The following is a 22,167-nucleotide window of genomic DNA, read 5'->3' on the forward strand; positions in this document are numbered from 1 at the left end:
ATGACGCTGCGGTTGCCGACCTGGCTCCCCCCGGTCGTAGTGATGTGTGTCGCCGGGCACTTCCCTCTGGGCGACGAGGACGCGGAACGACGCGCCGCCGACGCTTGGTCGGATAAGGCCGAATGGTGTCGTGAGCAGGCTGAATATCACGAAGCCAAGGCAAAGCCGCCCGAGGGCTCACACGGCGAGACCGTCACCGCGATCGCCGACAAGCACCGGCGCACGGCCGAGCGCTTCCGACAGCAGGCCACCAATTGCGACAGCCTCGCCAGACAGCTCTACGAGAGCGCCAACGCCACCGAGCTGCAGAAGATGGTCATCATCAGCATGGCCGTGATCCTGGCCATCCAGCTGGCCCGGTGCGCCCTGATGTTCGCGGCCGGTGGTCCGATCCAGGCCGCCATTGCACAGATGGCGACCCGGACCGCGGCGCAGCGCGCGTGGATGAGGTTCGTGGCGTTCCTTTCCGGACGCGGTGCGGAACTGGCGGCGGAACGCGGCTCGATGGTGCTGCTGCGCAACGGAGTCGTGATGGGAGTAGCGCTCGGCGGCGGCACCCAAGCCGGCGCCCAGGCGATCCAGGTTGCCAAGGGCGACCGCGAACAGATGGATTGGAAATCCGTCGGCGTGGCAACGGCCGCCGGCGGTGTCGGTGGCGCCCTCGGCATGCTGTTCGGACTCTGGGCGGGGCCGAAGGTCGCCACCATCGGCGCAAACGCCAACAGCACCGCAGGGCGGGTGGCCCTGCAACTCGCCGGCACCACCATGGTCGGCGCCGGAGCCGGAGCCGTCGGCGCTCTCGGCGGCACCGCCGTCTCGCTTGTGCTGTCCGACCAGCCGTTCAGCCGCAAGGCCTTCACCGAGGGCCTGATCCCCGGTATGGGTAGCGGATTCATCGGCGCGGCTGCCTTTGCGGCACAGGGGATGCGCAGCCGGGTGCCACTTCCCGACACGACTGCCGACCCCGCTGCCGCACCGGAGGTCACCACGGCCGAGCCGTCGCCTGGCTCGCTCGTCGACGCACTGCGCTCGCATGGCATCGTCACCGCTGACTTCGATCCGAACAACCCCTCCCACACCCATCAGCAACAACAGATCGACAATCTTGTCGCGCTGCTGCGCCAGCCTGGGCCAACCGCGGACGCGCCAGCCCGTCCCACACTCCCATTGAACAATGCCGACTGGCAGCCCGGGAATGTGCCGAATGTGTCGCCCGACAACCTCAACCCGGTCAAGTCTGTCAAGCCCCCCTCCGACGCCGTTGCCACACCCGCTGATCCGGCCCCCGCAGGGACAACGCCGAAAGCTGACGGAGGCAATCAACCGCCCGATGTGTCGCCGCCGAAAGAGTACAAGCCGCGTCCGGAGCAGCCGTTCTCCGTGCCGAACAACAGCATGGACTGGGAAGCACCCGCGGGCATGCCCGGCGCCCTGATAGACAACGTCAATCCCGTCAAGACCGTCACCTTCCCCGCGGCCGCCATCGCGTCCACCGTCAACCCGGTCGGCGTGCCGAGCATCGGGACGGATCCGACATCGGCGGAGGCGCCCGGGTCACGGAACGCTCCCGCCGCACGACCTGATTCCGAAACCGTGGGCGCCGCTGAAGCTCCTGTCGACGGGGAACTGCCTCCAGCACCGCACGACTCGAATGACAGCACCGCCGAGAACGCGGGCACGGCACGCCAGACCACCGAACATGATCACCCTGCAGCCGGGCCCGACCACTCGGTGCGGCCACACCCCACGGATACCGGCGAAGGCAGTGCTCGACCGGCAGATGTCGCGCCCGGGTCGGCTCACGGCAACCGAGTCGGCTCCGAGAAATCGCCGGCGGCACCGCATTCGCCGGAGCACGCCGCGGTGCCGGACAACGCCGCCGCCACGGCCCGACCGCATCCGAGCGGCCGGGACACGGCGGGCGAGGGGCCGGCCGGGCGAGGCCGCGCCGTCGCGGATGCCCGAAGCGACGATCCGGCGGGCGAGAGGCCGGCCGGGCGAGGCCGCGCCGTCACGGATGCCCGAGGCGACGATCCGGCGGCCGGGCCGTCGTCATCGGCACGGCAACGAGGTGTCGCAGCGGACGAGGAAGCCGGTCCGCGCCCCGTCACGGCAGACCCGCACGACGCACCAGCGCAACAGAGCCCGGGCGTGCCCGCGACCGAGGGCCACGGGGCACCCCGGGTTGCCGACGGGGCCACCGACCCCGAACCGGCCGTGCCCGAGCTGGTACCGGCGGCGGCGCACAAGGAATCGGCCGACGGCCTGTCTTCGGACCACGACGTGTCCCCGAGTATGACGATCACCATCGACCAGTCGCCGGCTCCACAACGCGGTGATTCCGGTCCGCGTTCCCCCGGCGGGGACAGGTTCGTGGACGCGGGCGGGCAGCAGCGGCAGACCGCGCAACCGTTGAGCGGCCCGTCGCGACCGGCCGCAGGCGCCCAGCCCGGCACACCCGCTGCCGGTTCGCCCGCTGCTGCCGGAGGCAATCGGCCGCCACGTGTGTCCGCCCCGAAGGTTGCTACCGCGGAGCGCCCTCCCGCCGTCGAACCGGTCCAAGGAGCGCACGGGCAGGCCGAGGACGGCCATGCCCCGTCCGGTTCGGCGACCGCCCACGCCCCCGACAATGACAGCCGGAACACACCGCCCGCGGCCGCCGAACCGGAGTCGGAGCACGGTCGCACGGCCGACGGCACCACAGGCGATGAGACCGCGCGAGCCACGCATACGAATGAGTCGAACGCACCGGAGCACGCACGCGCGGCCGACGACAGCGCAAACGGGCGACAGGCCAAGAGTCATCCCGATGCAGACGAGGCGGGACCATCGCAACCGAGGCCCGGTGAGTCCGACACCGGTGGAGATGATGTTCCGGGCGGTCGTGCGGGCGACGATGGTGCGAGTGAGCAGCAAGCGAAGACGAAATCCGATACCCCCGACGACGTGGACGCGCCACCTGCCGATTCCGAACCCGCTCGCGCACAGAGTGATTCGGATGCGCCGCGCACCGCTCTCGATGAAGACACCGCCGCAGACGGGCGTGCGAGGGCGAGAGCCGAGGTAGAGCAGCGTATCGCGGCGGAGCGGCAGCAGAACGAGCTCGTGCGCGAACACCACCGGCAGCGTGTCGAAGCGGCGGCCGAGCGCGAGCAGGCCGCACATGCCTCGCTGAAGCGGCAGGAGAAGGCCGTACAGGTGGCGGAGGAGCATGAGCGGGCCACCCGCCTCGGCCTCGGCGACAAGATGCGCGATCTCTTCGGGCGAGGCTCGGCGGAGGATCGAGTGGCCGTCGAAGCCGCGCGGGCGGCTCAGGAACAGCTCCGGCAAGCTCGGACGAAGTTGGCCGAGTGCCGCGATGCGTACGACGCGGCGGTGACCGGGCATGACGCCGCCGCGCGAGCGAGAGCCCGCGACCTGGTGGAGATCGCGGACAAAGCGGGCGTTTCACTGATGAACGACTACGAGGCTGGGGTGCTCACCGATCGCGACGCTGTGTTCGACGTCGTTGCGCGGGAGCGAGTTCGCGCGGCCTTGGATGCCGGTCGCGCCGGCGGGGCGTTGCGAGAGCCGGGCAGCACGGCCGACGGTACGAGCCCGATGGCGAACGCCGCACCGGAGTCGTTGATCGACGCGATGGTACGTGGATCCATCGAGGAGCGCATCGCGGCGATGACCGAGTGGATTCGCCGGGGCGACGACCGGCATCGGCTGGTGCGAGAGACACAGGTTGCAGCGTTTCTGTTGCTGAAGCACGGTCCGGTCGATATGAAGACAGGCGAGGGCAAGACCATCGTGATGACGATGAAGAAGCTGGCCGATGCCATCGATCACGGCACCGCACATGCATGGACCAGCAGTGACCTGCTCGCCGGTGAGCTGGCCGCTGAGTTCGAGGCGTTCGTGGCGCGGCCGGAGGCGGATATCGGGATCGATGTGGTCCGGATGGATCAGGACGGTCCGTTGCCGGATCCGGTGCCCGGCCGTAGCCGGATCATCGTGGGCACGAAGGAGGACTACCTGTTCCGGGCGTTGAAGGTCGCGGATTCGATGATGAACGAGCTCGCGGCCAGTGGCATGTCGCCCCAAGAGGTGACGGCACTGCGGGACTTCCTCAACACGAAACCGTCGATCGATCTGATCAAGGAGAGGCTGGATACCGCGGCATCCGACCACGGCCTGGACCTCCGGTACGACCCGTTCCCGGCGGGCAAGCTCACCATCGACGAATTCGACACCATCTTCGACGGCAATTCCGAATGCGTACTTTCCCCCGGGGCGGCGGAGGAGGCCCCACCCGAGGTGGTCGCCGAACTGCAGGGGATCTGGGATCGCCTGACGACAGCAGAGCGCGAACACGGCTTGACGGCAGCGGATTTCAAGAGGCCGGAGAACACCCGGGGAATGTGGGCCGCGGAAACGACCCCGGCCGCGGTCGCCAAGCTGGAGAGGGTGGCGGGTGGACCGGTCACCGCCTCGGAGCTGAAGCTGTACGCCGATGCCGCCAACGCCCGCTGGGGGCTGGAGAAGGGCACGCACTACATCACCCGGGCGGACGAAGGCGAGGGCGCGAAGATCGGCATCCTCGCTCACGAAACCAACGACAAGGCGATGTGGGACAGGACGAAGTCGACCGAGGTGCGCTGGCAGGACGTCGGTCAGTTCGTCGACCTCAAGGAAGGGCTGCCGGTCCGGGCGAATCAGGAACATTCGCTGCGCATGTCGGATCAGCAGTTGATCGGCAGCAAATTGCTGTTCGAGCCGTCTGGTTTGTCCGGGACCATGAAGGGCGTCGAGGGCATCACCTACGACCTGTACGGCGTGGGGCCGGTGCCGGAGCTTCCGACATTCTATACATCGCAACGGGTCGTGGAACCGCCGAAGTTCTACGAAAACACGCATTCGAAACTTACTCAGCTGGCCCGCGACATCGTCAGGGACGCACATGTTGTCGACGGGGAGCAAACGGGCCGTGCGCAGTGGGTCGTGTGCATGGACAACGGCGAAATCCGGGGCGACCCGGATGCCGGGCGGATCGGACTGATCGACCTGCTCCGCACGGCGGCGAAGGAAGAACACGGCGCGGAATTCGAGCTGAAATTCGAGGTGGTCGATGCGGAATTCTACGCCGAGCACGGCGGTAGCAATGCCGACGCCGAGGCCCTGGTCAGGCAGAAGATCGAGGAATTCGGGGACAAGGGCACCATCTATATCACCAACAAGGACGGAGGCCGCGGCGCCGACCCGACACCGTCGCAGGAGGTGATCGATCTCGGCGGTGTCGACGTCAAGGTCAGCGGCGGGCCGTCGTACTCCGAACGGGTGAACGACCAGGTCGATGGTCGTGGCGCCCGTGGCGGATCCGGCGACGACCGGGAGCACGGCGGCACACCGGGTTCGGCGGTGCATTACGTCTCCCCCGAGGACTTTCTCGGCAGGGTCACCGACCACGGCGTCACGCAGCAGATCGTCCAGTACACGGAAGCCGTCAAGGCCCACCGGGCCGCCCAGGAACAGCATGAAGCCCTCAACACCGAGGCGACGCGCATCGAACTGAACAGGACCGAAACGGCGCTGCGAAACGCCGAGTCCGACCTGTGGAAGCATGCCGTCCCGGCGATGAAGGACGCCGTCGAGCAGAATCAGCTCGCCTCCAAGTACGCGAGCGCCAACCAAGCCAACGCTCCACCCGCGGACGCACACGGCACCGCGACCCAGCAACCCCAGCAACCCCCTCCCCGATCCGCGGGGACCGCGGCTCCGCATGCGACCGGTCCACATGCGACCCCGGACACACCGCACGGCCCTGTCGTCACCCACGACGGCACCTTCGTCCCGACCGCCGCCGGTCTCGCCGCCGGGGCGGCATCCAATCTCGCTTCCGGGAACCCACCGGTCGCACCCAACCTGCGTGACGAGCACGGCGACAGCACCCTCCGCCACCTCCTGCGGCTGCTGGACGCACCCGGCGGACAGGCAGCCGCACCGTTGCTGCCGGTGGCGCAGGCCGTCCGCGACGCGGCATTCGATCAGGTCGAGTCGCAAGGTATCCCGATCGGGACCGACGTCGCCGACCACTTACGCGAGACCGCACGTAATGTGCTGGATGCCGGCCTCGATCAGCTCGATCCGGCGCAGCGCCAACTCGTCACCGACGCTGGGACGGCGTTGCAGCAAGGACGCCGGCTCGAAGACGCGCACACCGCAGCCGTCGCCCAGTTGGTTGCGCAAGTGCCGACCGCCCAGCCCATCCTCGCGGCCGCTGCGGGCACCACCGTCCCGTTCGACCGGCTGCCCGCCGACGACCGCACCGAGACACTGCAACGGGCGCAGCAGGGAGACCAGTCCGCCGCGCAGACATTGAACCGCCATTTCGGCCCAGCCACCGCCCAGGCCATGTGTGCCGTACTCGGCGTGGATGCGGAGCACGGCACCCCATCCACGCGGATCCAACTACTGGCGCACGCCGTCGCCCGGGCCACGCTCGGCGCCGCCGAAGCCGGTGGCTGGCAAGTCCCCCCGGGCACCGATATCGGCGACTGGCTGCTCAGCCGAGCGCGAGACACCTGGCTCGACAGCCTCAATCACCTGAATCCCGCCGTACGCCGACTCGTCAACGAAGCGCTCGATCCCAGGTCCCGCGGCGACGACCTCACCGACGCTCAGGTCGCCCTGTTCGGGTGGGTCGCGCAGGAGATCGCAGTACAGGCGACCGACCCGACGGCCCGGCAACGGCAACCCTGGGCCGAGAACCTCGACCGTGCGAACTCCGCGAGGAAGGCCGAGGCCGATCGAAGAATCAAGCAGGCCATTGCCCGGCAGTTGTTCGAGACGTTCGACATCGAGGTGCTCGGACTGGACAAGCCGGGGATCTCCGTGGACACGGCTCTGTCGATCAGGAACGCGATAGTCGACGGTTTCGCGGCTGGACAGGAGATCGAGCTCGACGTCGTACTGGTCGCACCCATGGTCGGCAATACCGGGGCCTGTATCTGGACTCCCCAAGGTATCGAAAAGGACGCCCCGACCTTCATGGTCCTGAACGAGAACCTCTTCGGTGACCCGGAGAGATTCCGGAACACCATGCGGAAGGCGGTGCAGGCAGGCCGCCTGATGGCCCCGACCGGCGATCCAGCATACGACGCCGTCAGTCACGAGATGGGCCATCTGCAGGATCGAGCCGCACGGAAGGGGCTCTACGACAAAAAGCCGATTGCCCACCTACGAGACGGAGCGGTCCAGGGGAAGGACTACGAAGACTCCAAAGAGGCCCGAGCATTCGGATTCCTGTACACGCATTTCGCCGAGTTCAAGAAGGCCGGCATGCTGCCACAGGACCTCGATTTCGACGATTGGCTGGGGCAGCTCGATTCGTACAGCACCAGCAGGAAGAAGCTGAAGGAGGCAGAGGAAAACAACCGGAAACTTGCGGGCGAAGAGTCGCAGGGGACGGAAATGGGCACTTACGAGCCCAAAATGGGTGACCTCGAGGTATTCAATCCGGCAGAAGCACTGGCCGAGGCGAACAATGCGTTCGGCAGGACCGCACCGGCCGATCGCACACATCCCGCCTACGTCCTGCAAGCCCTGCTCCGAGACATTCCGTATTTCCAGGTGTTGCGGGAAGCCGAACAGCGCAATGCCCTGGTGCAGGCGGACTATCGAGGTCCGGTCCCGGCTGCGTCCGAGTTCGGCGCGAGCATCGCCTCCAACGGCCGGTCCGCATCCCTGGCCGCGAGCTGGCGCGCCATGTCCCCCACCGCTCGCGCCGAGTACGCGGAACAGCAAATCGCGTACTTGAACCCCGACACCGGTTTCGTGCTCGACGAGTTGGCCCGGCTTCAGGCGGAGCACCGCGCCGCGGTCGCATCGACCCCGGATCACACCGCGCAGACGCCCGAAACGTCAGCGCCCCAAAATGATTCATTGCAGTCGGAGCACGGACGACCTGACGGCGGGTCGGCACTCCCGCCCGAGTTCTGGCAGCAGCACAGTCAGTCCCACTCGCGGGCAGCTGTCCCGGCCCCGATCCACCTCAGCGACCCCGACGATGCGCAGCCGGACCCGACGCAACCCGTCCCGGACATGCCTCGCTCGGTCCAGGCGTCGAGGCGTGCCGCTTTCGACAGTTTCCGGCGGCAGATCTTGGCGATCTACGGCGCCGGCCCGTCGATCGAACGGAGCGATGCGGTAGCCCGCGCCCTGGCCGACGCCGACACCGAGGATCTGCGGCGCGCTCTCCGCGAGGCCGGGCTCGACCCGAACCAGCAGCGGGTACTCCGCCAGTTCTGGCCGGGCCAGTCGGACCGGACGGCCGCGGCGGTGCTACCGGCGCCCGGCGAGGACATGGACCCTCTGCTGTGGGCTCCGATTCGCAAATTCGCCTCGGCAGTCGCTCGCGTCCGGGCATCCGGAGAATCTCCCGCACAGGTGGTTGCGGAACCAGATCGGACCGAATCCGACGCTCCGATCCCCGACAGAGGCGGGCTGACCCACCGGGAGCTCGAGGTGTTGCGCCTGAGTGCGCGCGGCCTGTCGTACCCCGAAATCGGTCCGCTGATGGGGATCTCGCACAAAACCGTCCAAAGTTATGCCCGGCATGCGTGTGCCAAACTCCGCTGCCCGAGTGTGATTCCCGCGGTCCTCGCGGCAGATCGGGAGGGATGGCTGGACGAACCATCCGGCCCGCACATCGACGTCGAATTCTCTCCGGACGAGGTCGCCATCCTCCAGCTGGCGGCGAACGGCCTGGACAATCGCGAAATCGCTACCGAGCTGACGACGACGCGGTATCGAGTGCGGACGTTCATGGCCGCGCTCCCCGGCCGGTTGGGTGTCGAGGGCAGGCTGCCCGGTCTGCTGGCGGCACAGCGGCAGGGGGCGTTCCAGCCTGGCGATCCCCATTCTGCGGCAACGCGGAAGCACGTCGACCTGTCTCCCCGCGAACGCGAGGTTCTCGACCTGGTCGCGGCCGGTCTCACGGATCAGGCGATCGGTGACCAGCTGGGAGTCACGGCAGCTACGGCACGGGGCTATCGGGGCCAAATCCAGGCCAAGCTGGGCACCTCGGATCACGAGCAACTCGCAGCCCGGGCGCGTAGCCTCCAGTCGCCCGACGCAGCGGCGGGGACCGTCGAACTGAGCGAAGTCGAGGCGCTTCTGCTCCACCTGGTCACCAAAGGAGCGCCACCCGATGCCCTCGCAACCGCACTCGGCATGCAGCGGAGCCGGTTGTCTCCCTTGCTGGTGCAACTGGCCGACAAAATCGGTACGCGCGGCAGGATCCGGGTGTCTGCGCAGCGACGAGAACCGTCGCCGCAGCGCGAGAGGCTCGAGGCGCTGGCCGAGTCGCTGCCGGGCACGAGCCGTGATCCGGCAGCGGTGTCCTGGGCCACGGTGCGCGCCTTCCGATCGCGGATCGCCACCCACCCGGCCGAACTGACCGGGCGTGAACCCGAGGTGCTGCGGCTCGCCGCACAAGGCTTGTCACTCAACGCGATCGCTCGCACGTTGGGCGGATCGCACGCCACCGTGATCGACGAACTCGACAGCATCGCGGTGAAGCTCGGAACCCCGGATCGGGCCGTGCTGCTGATGGCGGCGCAGCGGGCATGGTCGGTCGACCACCCGGAACCGATACCCGAACCAACGGCCGACGTCAGTCTGACATCGCAGGAGACCAGTGTCCTGCGCCTGGTGGCCCGGCGGTTCACGAACCCGGCTATCTCGGCGGAGCTCGGCCTCTCGGAGCCGTTGGTGAAGTACATCCGGCGCGGCCTACGCGCCAAACTCGGTATCGGTGACACCGCCGGGCTGGTCGCCTGGGCACTGCACAGCGGTATCGCCGTCGACGATCCCGCGGACGCCCCGGACCCCGCATTGCAGGCGCGCGTCACGCACGAACTGCGGCGGGCGACGGCGACCGATGCCGACAACAACCGAGACGAGTCGACACCCGACCCCCACGAGGCCTCGCCCATCCCCGCACACATCGACGGATCCGGCGCGGCACAATCGGCCCAGCCCGCCGAAGCGGCCTCGGACCCGGCCCGGACCGCGCTGGCCGAGCACCTCGGGCTGCCGCCCGGTGCGGTGACGCAGGGAGCCGTACGCCTGGCCCTCAGCCTCGTCGCGGAACAGTCACAGGCCATGCCCACCGCCGTGACCGGCATCGACGGTCAGGCGCTGAGTCGATGGATCCGCTCCCAGCTCGAACTGCATGCGGACCAGGAAGCGGCCACTCACGAGGGCGCGCTGGCCGAGCTGGAGCGGCGCGACGGCGAAGAATCCGGTCTCCTGGATGCGGCCGCCCCTGAGGCTGATCCCTTGGACCAGAACGGTTTCGACAACCGGCGCCGGGCCCTCGACAATGACTTGCGGGCACTGCTGGGGTTGCAAGACCTGAGCCCGCCCCGGCCGATGACCACGGGCGAGGTGCTGGCCGAGCTGTACTGGATCACGAGCCTGACGGACTCGCCGGAGCTGGAACACCTTGTCGCCGCGAGTGAGACCTTCCTGTGTGCCACTGTCGAACCGCTGGCGGCAGTCCCGCTGGACACGGTCCAGGTCCACACGCTGCGCAGCCAGCTGGCGCAGCAGGTGGGCGTCGCCTACGACGGACTGACCCGCACGCACGCCGAAGAGCTGGCCGCAGACGAGACCGTCGCGCCACAGACGCGCCGTCTGGCGGAGCGCTACCTCACCCTGCGCCCGAGCCGAACCGAGCAGAAACCGACCCGAGCCGATATCGCCAGGCTCGCGGGTGTGGGCGAGTCGTATGTCAGCAGCGTGTTCAACGGACGATTCGGCGTCAAGCAGCCGTGGCACGGCGAGACTACGCAACGCGTCCTGGCTGCGGCTCACCGGTTGGGTGTACCGCCGGACCGCGCGGACATCGCGGCCCTCACCGATCCGAACTTCGTGACGCGTCGCGTTCGTCCGGCGCGCTGGATCGGCGACGAGTTCGTCCCCGCGCGGATCAAGCCGCAGCCGCCTCGCGAGACGTTGGCCGAAGCAGCGGGCGCGGCCAAGGCCACGGTCCGTGATGTGGTGAAAGGCTCGGGCACGAGCGAGAACATGCGGTTGGTACGGGAGGCGGCCGACGAGGTCGGGTTCTGGTATCACCCGGACGGGCCGATGGGAACGGTCGACGCGAACACACTGTCGCCCAGCGACCGTGAGACGACCTCCGGCACCCGCATCGATCCTGTCGCGATCGACCTCGGCGAGTCCGACGAGCCGGACACCGTTCTGCAGCGCGCCCGGCAGGGGGATGCGACGGCGTTCGACGAGCTGCGCGAGCGATACGGCCGGGCCGCACTCCGGGAAGTGCTTGCCCGGCTCGGGCTTCCGGCATCGCCGGTCGGCCGCGACTTGCGGCCGCTCCTGCGGGTGGCACAGGAGATCAACCGCATGGCATTTCGGATCGCGGAGGCGCACCGATGGCGTGCCGATGCGGGCACGAACCCAAGCGAATGGCTGCACAGCATCGTGGAAGGCCTGGTAGACGGCTGGTTCGGGCTGAATGCCACGCAGCGCAAACACGTCACCGAGGCGGTGGACGCGATGCGGCGTGGTGCAGCGATCAGCTTGGTGCAAAGAGGTGCGCTCAACAGATTGGTCGACGCCGGCGAGCAGGTGATAACAGACGCCGAAACGCACGCGACCGACTCGTCACAGCAGACGGATAGTGGGTTCACCAACCGTCAGTTCACGGTGCTCGAGTTGATGGCCGCGGATATGACGAGCCCTGAGATCGCAGAGGAGTTGCGGTTGTCCCCGGGGACCGTGAGCATCTACGCGACCCAGGTTCGCCAGAAACTCGGTGCCCGTACCCGGGCGGAAGCGGTGTACATCGCACTGAGCACAGGCATCCTCCCTGGCAGTCCCCGCGCCGACGGAGAGACACCCGGTCGCGAAGATCTCCGACTGACCAGTCACGAAATCCACGTACTCGGGCGGATCGCGAACGGAGACACCAGCGACGACATCGCTCAGGACCTCGAGATCTCTCCGAGAAGCGTGGACCAGTTGGTGGGTCGAGCCGGCCGGAAACTGGGCGCACGCAACCGTCCTGGAATCGTGGCCGCCGCCGTAAGTATCGGCGATCTCCCGCTCGCCGACCCTACCGACGCCGTCCCGGGCACCGGCCGAATATGGCTGGCCGATTACGAAACCAACGTGGTCATTCGGATCGCGAACGGTGAGACCAGCAAAGACATCGCGCAGGCGCTGGGCCTGTCCTCGCTCACCGTGGACGACTGCCTGATGCGTGTCTGCCGAAAACTCCGCGTGCACAACCGGGCGGCGATGATAGCCGTCGCCATCCGCACCGGGCTCTTTCCTCGCACGGACAGGGCTGTGGATGCGCCCGAGTTGACCATCGCCGAAATCGACTTGCTCACCCGCATCGCACACGGCGATACGAACGCCGATATCGCGAAGGACCTCGACATGTCCTCGAGCGCTGTGGACAAGGCTCTCGCCCGTATCCGCGAGAAACTCGGCACCCGCAACCGGCCGCAGACGGTAGCCGTCGCCATCCATGCCGGTATTTTGCCCGGCACCGACAAGGTCGGAGAAGCTCCCGCAGCCGGTCCTACCGAGTCAGCCTCGTCGCCGTCGGTGTCGAACGCGGAGCTGCAGCCGACACCCCCCATACCCGACACTGCCCCGCCCGCAACCTCGGCAGATCTGCGAGCTCAGCACGGGCTCGACACCTTCCGGTATGTGCTGTCTCTGCTCGGAGTACCGACGGTGGCAGGCGGTACACGAAGCCCACGGCAGGCGCGCGCCGTGCAGTTGGCTTTGGAGATCAATGACGACGTATTCCGATTCTCGGAGATGAACCGGGACGGCGATATCGCCGACCGATTGCTGGAGGCCGCGCGAAAACTAGTGGAACGCAGGTGGTTCCACCCACTCCGCGCCGAGATCCTTGCAGTAATGCGCACCGATGGCATCGCCGAATCGGATCCTCGGTACCGTCGGATTGCCGGCCTGAGCGTCACCGAGCTGCGGCGGAACCTCGACCAGGCCGAACACAACCGACGTTCGAAGTTTCTGGAGGCAGCGGACAGCATCCGCCACGGCGGAGGCATCCAATCGCTGTCGCGCCTGGAGAAGAACGTTCTGCTGCGAGTCGCGGACGCGCCGCACGGAGCCGACGACTCGACGCTCCCGGATGCCCCGGCAGCCGCCGTCACCGGACCATCGCGTACCGATACGACACCCCATGCACCTTCGACGGACGTCAACCAATCATATTCCGACGCAGAATACCTCGAACTGTCCGATCGCGAAATCGCCGTACTCACCCTCGTGGCGAAGGGCCATCCCCATCGCGAGATCACAACGTTGCTGTCACTGTCGCGCCGCGAGATCGAGACCGCCATGCGTTCGATCGCGGCGAAACTGGGCACCAATCAATGGGCGGAAATGTTGGAGGTGGCGCGACGCAGAGGGATTGATCTGAATGTCGGCAGCCCGGCGAACTCCCAGCGCAACCAGTACGGGAACGATGCCGCTGCCCGATTCGGCACCGACGCACCCGACGTGCCGGAGATCCACCTCGGCAACATCACCGATCAACCACCGAACCCTCCCGCAGACACCGACAGCCAGCACCCACCCACGCCCGGCAACCCAATCGACCCTGTCGCGATCGACCTCGACGAAACTGACACGACGAACCCCGCAACACCGGAACCACCCCCCAACGCACCGACCGCCCGCCAGCAGCAGATACTCGCACTGGTCGACGCCGGCCTGACGAACCACGAAATCGCCACCGCCCTCGACATATCGAAGCGGACCGTGGAAAGGCATCTCGACAACGTCCGCAAGTTGTACGGGTCCGGTTCCCGCGCCCGACTTGCCGCCGTCGCCGAGAAGGAAGGCGCCCTTCCCCGCGCCGGGGATTTCGCAGAGCAGCACAACTGGACCGCACAGGACCCCGACGAAAAGCATTCGGAGGGACCGAGAGCGAAGCCGCCCGCACCGACAGCCCGCCAACTGGACATACTGGCGCTGGTAGCCGCCGGCCGAACGACTCGGGAGATCGCGGCGATCCTCGGCATCACGGGGCAGACCGTGAAAGCCCACCTGGCTAATGCCCGCGACGTGTATGGCCGTGGTTCACGCGCCCAGCTCGCCGCAATTGCCGCAAAGAATGGCGATCTTCCGTGGGTCGCTCTCTATAGCAGCGAACAAGAGTTCCTGGAGTGGTATCGAGCACGGCGTGCCGACAGGTCTGGTCGACCGACCCAAAATCTCACCGATTACGCCGAGATGAATTTCCTCGAGCCGGCGCAGCTGCAGCGCTGGCTCGAATATGCCGGAATCGACCCGGAAAGCAATGACACGGCGCCGGTGGGAACTGTTCCGCAACCCGATGGGGCCACCACGACCTGGCACATCGAGTTGCGCCGGTTCCTCGCAACGACACCGGCCTGGATGGACGAGTTGGTGGGCGCCGCCCCCGGCACCTGGGAGGCGGTGGAACGAGGAGAACGCAATCTCGACGTCCGGCATGTTCGAGCAGCCCTACGCCGGATTCCCGGCGCTCGCGCACTGTACCTCGATGCCGCCCGGCTCTATCCGGCTCTGCTTACCACGGATGGCGCGCCCGCGTATCCTGAGGGGTATTCCCGCATCGGCGACTATGTGAAATTCCGTCGAACATCCCACAATCTGAAGCGGTCACAGCTTGCCGACCGGCTGAAGAAGGGCAAAAATACGGTCTCCCGCTGGGAATCCGGAGAGAACAGCCCCGCAAAGGATGACATAGCTGCCCTACTCGAGGCCACAGCGACCGAAGAAGATGTCCTATATGACGAGATGTCGGAGTGCTACTCGCATCTAGCCAGAAGTACAATTCTTTATCCTAGCCCATTCGACTCGGAATCCCTCGGCGCGTATTTGCGACATTTCCGGCTCGTGAACAGGTTGTCCTGGTCGGAAGTCGGGAACATATTCGGCATCTCCGCTGTTGCGGTCCAGAGCCTGGAGACGGGAGTGCGAGATCCACTCGACCTCACCGTGGTGCGAATCTACCGTCACGCCTTGCATCGTGCAGGCAGGTGGAGTGATGTCGCCACCGCATGGGGATTGCATCACCTCCCGGACCTCGACAGCGGGTCGATTCCCCATCCCACCAACTTCGATTCCATACACGATTGGATTCGGATGGTCCGAATCTTCCGAGGAATCCCACCGCTCGAACTGGCCAGGAGAATTGGAAGATCTGACGCCTGGGTTGAATTAATCGAATATAACCGCAAGCCTGGCGTCGAAGATCTCCGGAGAATTCGGGATGCACTCGAAATACCCAATGACACGCTCGTATCAGCACTGCTGACCCACTACTCGCGCACGGACGTCGAGGACCGCGATCCCGAGGAAGAGCGGCTCTTCTGGGAGCTGATTGCAACACGACCGGGTTCCGCCGAGGAAAAGCATATCCGGACCAAGATATTCGAACGATACGCACGGCTCGCGGACGAGGTCGCTGCCCGCCGGTCCATCCCGGCCGAACACCGCGACGAGTATGCCCAACAGGCGGCCGTAGCAATTCTGCTCGCCACCCGGAACTTCGTCCCACCTGGCAGTTTCTTTCCAGCCGCCTTGATGGCCGCTCATTACTCTGTTGCCAGAACACGCTTGGAGCTGCGCTATCCCGGCATGAAGCCGCAAGCGCAAAGCGTCCTCGCGAAGGTGGATAGATACATACGCGCGAATCGCGTCGGCACCAGCGATTCCGACATTACCGAGATCAGCCGGGCACTGAATCTCACCCGCGAGGAGGTGATCACTGCCCTTCCGTTCCTCCGGCAGGTATCGAAGGATGCTCCGGTCGAGGGCAGGTCCGGAGCGGGCGATATAAAACAGACGGACGATCCTCAGTTCACCGATGTGGAATTCGCGGACAAGTTCGACCGAGCATTGTCGGGTCTCGAGGATCCCGGACTGGCCAAACGCATTGTATTCATGGTCCGCTCGGCCGATTTGTCGAGCGAGCAGGCTGCCGCCAAGTTGGGGATCACGACCCAGCTCGTCGATAAATACCTCGCCGAGGCCGAGGAAAGGATCCGAGCAGCATTCGCCGATGAATTCGACATGGCCGACGAGCCGGACGACCCGAGCAGTCCCGAGCCACCGTTGACAGTGGCCACGGCAGCCACAAGGGCACCGTCGGCGGCGGGAAACAATCCCTTGGGCCGGGCAACGGTATGGAAATCCGGTCCCGCCACAGCGTGGAAAGATTATTCCGCCGCCGCACTGCCCGAATCTCCGGCAATGAGCACCGCTTCGGATGCGGAACGCGACGTCAAACAGGCGATTGCGGGAGGTCTCTACTCGACCTACGGCATCGAGGTGCTGGGCCTGGAAAAACTCTCCGTCGATATGGCGATGTCGGTTCGGAAAGCGATATTCGACGAGTTGGAGGAAGCCGACGCCATCTGCCCCGATGCGGTCGTGGTCCTACCCCTGGCGAGTGATACGTTCGCTGCCGCTGGGCGGCTTTTCGGTGACGAACCAGAGAACTATGTATTGCTCAACGAAACCTATTTCGGAAACCCGGAATATATTCGAGAGCTGTTCGAACGAGGTTACAAGTCCGGCCGGCTCAACGCGCCGACCGGAGATCCTGTCTACGATATTGTCCGGCACGAGCTCGCGCACTTACGGGCGCCGAAAGACAGCCCGCGGGAGGACGGCAACCTCCGGTACGAGCACCTCGCGGAGCGGCGGCAAGCAGGCGCCTTGCCCGAGCATTCCCGCTTCGACCGGAGGCATGACTACACCGACTGGTTGGACGCGAAGGCATTCGGGTTTCTGTATCAGCATTTCATCGAGTTCCGGAGGGCCGGCGCGCTACCGCCGCTGACCCGATTCGACGATTGGTTGGGACAGCTCGATGGCTACAGCCGCGTCGAGCAGACGCGGCGCGATGGAGACCGCCTGTTCGCAGCATTCGACATCTGGTTGAACGAATTCGAGAGTCGAGCGGCTTTCGATGAATGGCTACGACAGTCCGGACTCTCCCGGAGAGACGATGGCGGGGCTGCCAGCGCGCGGCGGACCCACCAGGGTCCATGGGATGCGGAAACCGACGACACGGGCTGGGTCGACCTGAAGTCCGTATACGACGCCTGGCTCGACCAACTCGACAGCGATACCCGTAGCCGGATCGTTGCGGGCGAGGAATACGGACAAGAACGCAGCCAGCTGAACCTGGGCACGGTAGACCTCGGCCTGGGCGGGAACGCGGTTCTCAACCCGACGGAAGCCCTGGCCGAGGCCAACAATGCCTTCGGCAAGAGCGCGCCGAAGGACTTCACACATCCGGTCTACGTACTGCAGGCACTCCTGCGGGGCATCCCGCTGGCACAAGTATGGCGGGACGTGCAGATTCGCACCGACCGCGCGAACGACCGCGAGCCGGTGCCCCCGGCATCCGGCTTCCACCCGAGCACGTCACCGGACGGCGTGTTGGCGCGGTCGGCGCGGAAATGGCGCGATATGCGCCCCGATGAGCAAAGGGACCTCGAAGCCGCGGACACGCTCCTGGTGGTCACCGGACGCGACGGCCGGAAGATATGCGCATTCGATGAGCTGGCCCGGCTCGTGGAACGTCAACAGGCCGAAAGGTACGGTGCCACCCCTCGCAGCCACGAAACGGCCGCTGTCGAACCACTGCCAGGATTCGCGGAGTGGGAGCAACCGCCCACTGGCGAGCTGGGGCAATGGACTCACCACATTTCCTTCCTGGCCGGACAGCGGGCCGACCTCCTGAACGACGTGAGACGGCTGCTGGTGCAGACCGACGGCCTGGCCGAGCTCCTCGGCCTCGGTGCCTGGGCCGCAGCCGGAGCCGGCCAGGCCTATCTGGACGTGGCCGACTTGTTCACCCGGATCCAAGATGCGCAGTCCCGTCCGGGGATCGACAGCGAGAGGGCGGTCCAGCTTCAGACATTGCTCGACCATCTCGAGGCGGTCGAGCAACGGTGCGAGAGTCTCGACACCGATTTGATCCTCGCACGCGCACAAGCGGAGCAGCTGGCGGTCAGCGAGGTCGCGGCCGCCCGGGGCGGTCTGCAGTTCGGTCCGCGTGGGCGGATCATCGATGGAGTCCGGCTCGAGGTGTTCGAAGCCCCCTACCAACCCGTCTCCCTGACCGAGGAATTGGGAGATGAACTGCGGCAGCGCGGAATTCCGATGATCACCCGGCAGGTGCGGGTGGACCCGACCGGCAGGATCCTGGTCGAGGAGCTCCCGGAAGCGGTCCTTGCGGCGACCACGCGGCGCCAGGATCGGCTGTGGCAACTGAGCACCGCCGAACCGGCCGTGGCGCCGCCTGCGGTGCAGCCCGCCTGGGGTGCGCGGATCACCGCCGTGCAGGACAAGCTCGCGCGCACGGCCGCAGTCCGGGCGCGAGTGTTTCCCACGCCGGTCGACCCGAACCGGATGACGCCGGCCGACGAGTCCAGGCAGCGAAAGCTGCTCGCGCGCTTGGAGATGCTCACCGAGGAGCTGCGAACCCTACGAGGGCAGGCCACGGCCGACGCGGTCGAGCCCCGCGGAGCCATCGGCGCGCCGGGCCATCGAATCCCATTGCTGGAGTTGCTGGATCAGCGCGATGCCGTGGTGGCCGCGCGCGAACGTGCGCGAGCCGCGGGAGACCGATGGCGCGACGAACGCGACCGACTGGCCGCTCTGATCGACTCCGCCACCGACGAGTCGAAATCGGAAATCCACGCGGCGCACGTTTCCGCCACGGACAACACCGCGCGATTCACGCGGGAGTTCCACCGGCTAGGCGAGGAATCGGCACGGTTCACCCGGCTCGTCTTCGCTGCCGCCGATGCGGCTTCACCCACACAGCATCGCCGGGAGTCGGCCCAGGGCATGCTGCGCGCCGATGCGAAAGCACAGAGTCTGGTAGACGCCGCGCAGACGCCCGACCTGCTGCGGATACTTCGTGAACTGCTCCTGGACCGTCTACGGGAGAAAGCAGGGCAACTGCGGTCAGCCCTGACACCCGCTCCGGAGCTACGCGAGACAACCACCGAGTTGGTGGAGGCGTTGGAGGACCTCAACGCCCACCGAGACGCGCTGTCGCCTGATACGGATGCGACACCTGTCGACTCCTCCGGTTTCGGGGCGGTTCAGCCCGGTCCGCGCAACGGTGCCGCACCATCCGCCGCCTCGAGCAGGATGCACAGAAGCGCTGCGCGTCCGTCCGACGCACCGAGCGAACCACCGAACAACCCGCAGGCATCTTCGACCGACCGCACAGATGAATCCGTCTCCGGGGCACAGATGCCGGACGCTGATGAAAGCGCGGCGGCCGCAACGCATACCCCCGCGGATGTCGCCGTGGCCCTGCAGAACAGTCTGCCCGGCGCGGTCAAGCAGGTACTCGACCAGATCGATGTCGAACTGCGATCGATGACCGCCACCGAGCGCCGCGACGCCGCCGACCGAGCCGACCTCACCCGACTCCCCGGCTGGGTGGTCGACCGTCTCGCCCATGAAGCCAAGGCTCAGGAGCTCGCCCGCGAAACCACCACCCCCGAGCAGCGCGCCGAATGGCAGCGCCGGGCAGAACAATTCGACCACGAACTCGCTCACATCCTCGGCCTGCCCCAGCCAGGAACCGGATGGACCGACCGCATCAGCAGCGACCCGCTGCACCACCTCCGCGCACTCACGCGCCGCCCGGACGCGCCCGCCGGACTCCGTCACCTGGTCGACACCGCCACCCGATGCCTGAATCTGCAGGACATCGCCGCAGCCGTCGAACCGCTGCACCGGGCGCTGGCCGACTGGCCCATCGCCGAACACGCCGACCGGGCCGCCACCATTGCCTGGGAGCTCGCGCTGCAAGCCCGCGCCGACGGCGGCGGGACGCCCGAAATCTCCGCTGCCATCCACGGACAACCAGGTCAACGCTGGATCGAGATCCACGTCGGCGACGACAGCCGAACCCTGCCTGCGCGCGAGAGCGGCGACCGTCCCGGGTGGCGCGCCGTCGACCTCCTCGACACACACACCGAATCCTGGGGATGGGTGCTCCCCCGCAACAGCGGAAAGAGAGTCTGGCTCAAGTTTTTCGAAACCGCCGACACCAGCGACCCCTCGCAACCACCCCATGAACCCGTGCTCGACCTGACCATACCGCAGGACTCCTTGCAACAGGGCCCGGGCATCGCGCGGCGAGCAGTACGACAGTGCTTGCGGCAGGCCGGCCACCCTGATCCCTACGACCTGACCGTCCTCGTATCCGACCTCGTCCAAAACGTCTACCGCTACGCCGACGAAGGCGACGCGCGGGTACGAATTCGGCTCGACCGAAACATGATTCGCGTCGGGATCACCGATGCCAGCCGTGGCCTACCCGCACGACAAGAGGCAACCACCCAGGGCACCGTCAGCGCCGCCGCCTTCACCGATGACCAAGCCGCCGAATGGGCTGAAACCGGGATCGTCGCCGACACCCACGGTTTCTTCCTCGGCATGCTCGAAGCAATGGCCTCGGCCTGGGGCGTGATCCTGGAACGCGTCGGCGGCAAAACCATCTGGTTCGAAGTTCCGATGCCGCCACCTACGGCACCCGGCACCACCACGGATCGACCACCGAACACACCCGCATCCGATCCGGGCACTCCCGAATCGGTCGGCATCGACCTCAACGCCATCGACCTGACCGGACTCGGCCTGAACCCTTCGACCACCAGCTCGGACCTCGATCCCGCCGACGCGAACGAGGAGACGCAGAACCGGTCCCCCTCACCCACGGACACCGACAGTCGGCATCAGCCCACGCCCGGCACCCGAATCGACACGGTCGCCCTCGCCCTCGACCCCGACGAACCCAACGCGCCGGACCCCGCCACACCGGAACCGCCCGAACAGCCGGCTTCCACCCAACGAGCGTCGACGAACCCGAACGAACACGATCCGGCCGCACTGCCCACAACCCAGGAACTGGTCGCGGATCCGGAAAAACTGAAGACGTTGCGGCAGGAAGTCGACGCACTGCGGCGGCAACTCATCGAGCTCAGCAACGGGCGCGCGGATCTGTCGAGCGCGGCAGCGGTGGACAGGTTGCTGGGGGCGCTGCTGCAACTCGGGCGAGAAGGCAAGCTGAACCCCCGCCAGGCCCGCGCACTCCCGCTGGTCGAGGAGTATCGCGAGAAGTCCGGTCTCCTCGACGACGCCGAACGAGTCCGCGGCCAATACCGGGAATACAAGGCGAATGCCGCTCACCAGACGGATCAGCCGGAAGGCATTCGGCCGACGGAATCGCGTGGACCGGATCCCGTCGCCGTCGATCTCGACCCCGACGAACCAGAGACATCGAGCACGCCTCCACCCGGCGCTCCACGGATCCGCCCCCACCAGCCGGTGAATTCGAGCGAGCACGCAGCCACCGGTCCCGATGAAAGCCCTCCCGCAGGCCGTCAGCCCGACAACGCGGAATCCCGTGAAACCGCGCAATTGCGGGCACTCCGTGATGCGGTCGCCGCGAGACTCTCCGGCGCAGTCGAGGTTTTTTCGAACGATTCCGTGCTGAATCGAGCACCCGCTCTGATCGATGAACTGGTGGCCTTGCGGCGCCAGCCGGATGCGCAGGTCCCGGCGGAACGGCTGCGGTTGCTGGAGCAGTTCGCGCATCAGATGTCGGCATGGCTGGCCTGCGCGGACGAAGCCGCCGCGGCAAACGCCGCCTACGAGCAGGGGCTGCGGGAAGGTACACCTGCCGTCCTGCGGGCTCGGCAGAACGCCGCGGAGATCCGGCTCGGATCGGCTCTCGCCGCCGTCGCGGAGGTGTGGGCACAGACCGACCCCCGAACAGACACGCCGATCGTGACCCGGCCCGCAGACCACCTCCGGCCAAAAGAGACAAAACGGCTGCGCGAGGTGGCCGAAACGATCTTCGGGGAGATGGTGGCCGCGGGGGCAGCGCTCGATGCGGCGATCACCACCGACAGCGAACAGCTCGCCGAGGCCACGCAGCGCTATGACGCACTGCGAGATATGTCGCAGTGGCTGGAGGAACTGCTGACCTTCGCGGAGCAAGGGGATACGACACGGATAGGCCGGGAGCGCCTCTCGCTCCTGCTCGACCACTTCCGCGCGATCTCGGAGCTATTGGCAGCG

At 66.8% G+C, this 22,167-nt stretch carries 1 protein-coding gene (running past one end of the window); it reads left to right on the forward strand.

The window, feature by feature from the left end:
• A protein-coding gene (locus ACIA5H_RS03675) for a LuxR C-terminal-related transcriptional regulator (protein WP_397073701.1) crosses the window boundary here: on the forward strand, positions 1 to 22,167 show its beginning. Its footprint extends 22,377 nt past the window's final position; the window shows 22,167 of its 44,544 coding nt (coding positions 1–22,167); it begins with the start codon at positions 1 to 3; the stop codon falls past the right edge of the window.

The sequence above is a fragment of the Nocardia sp. NPDC051900 genome, assembly GCF_044452545.1.
Lineage (GTDB): Bacteria > Actinomycetota > Actinomycetes > Mycobacteriales > Mycobacteriaceae > Nocardia > Nocardia sichangensis.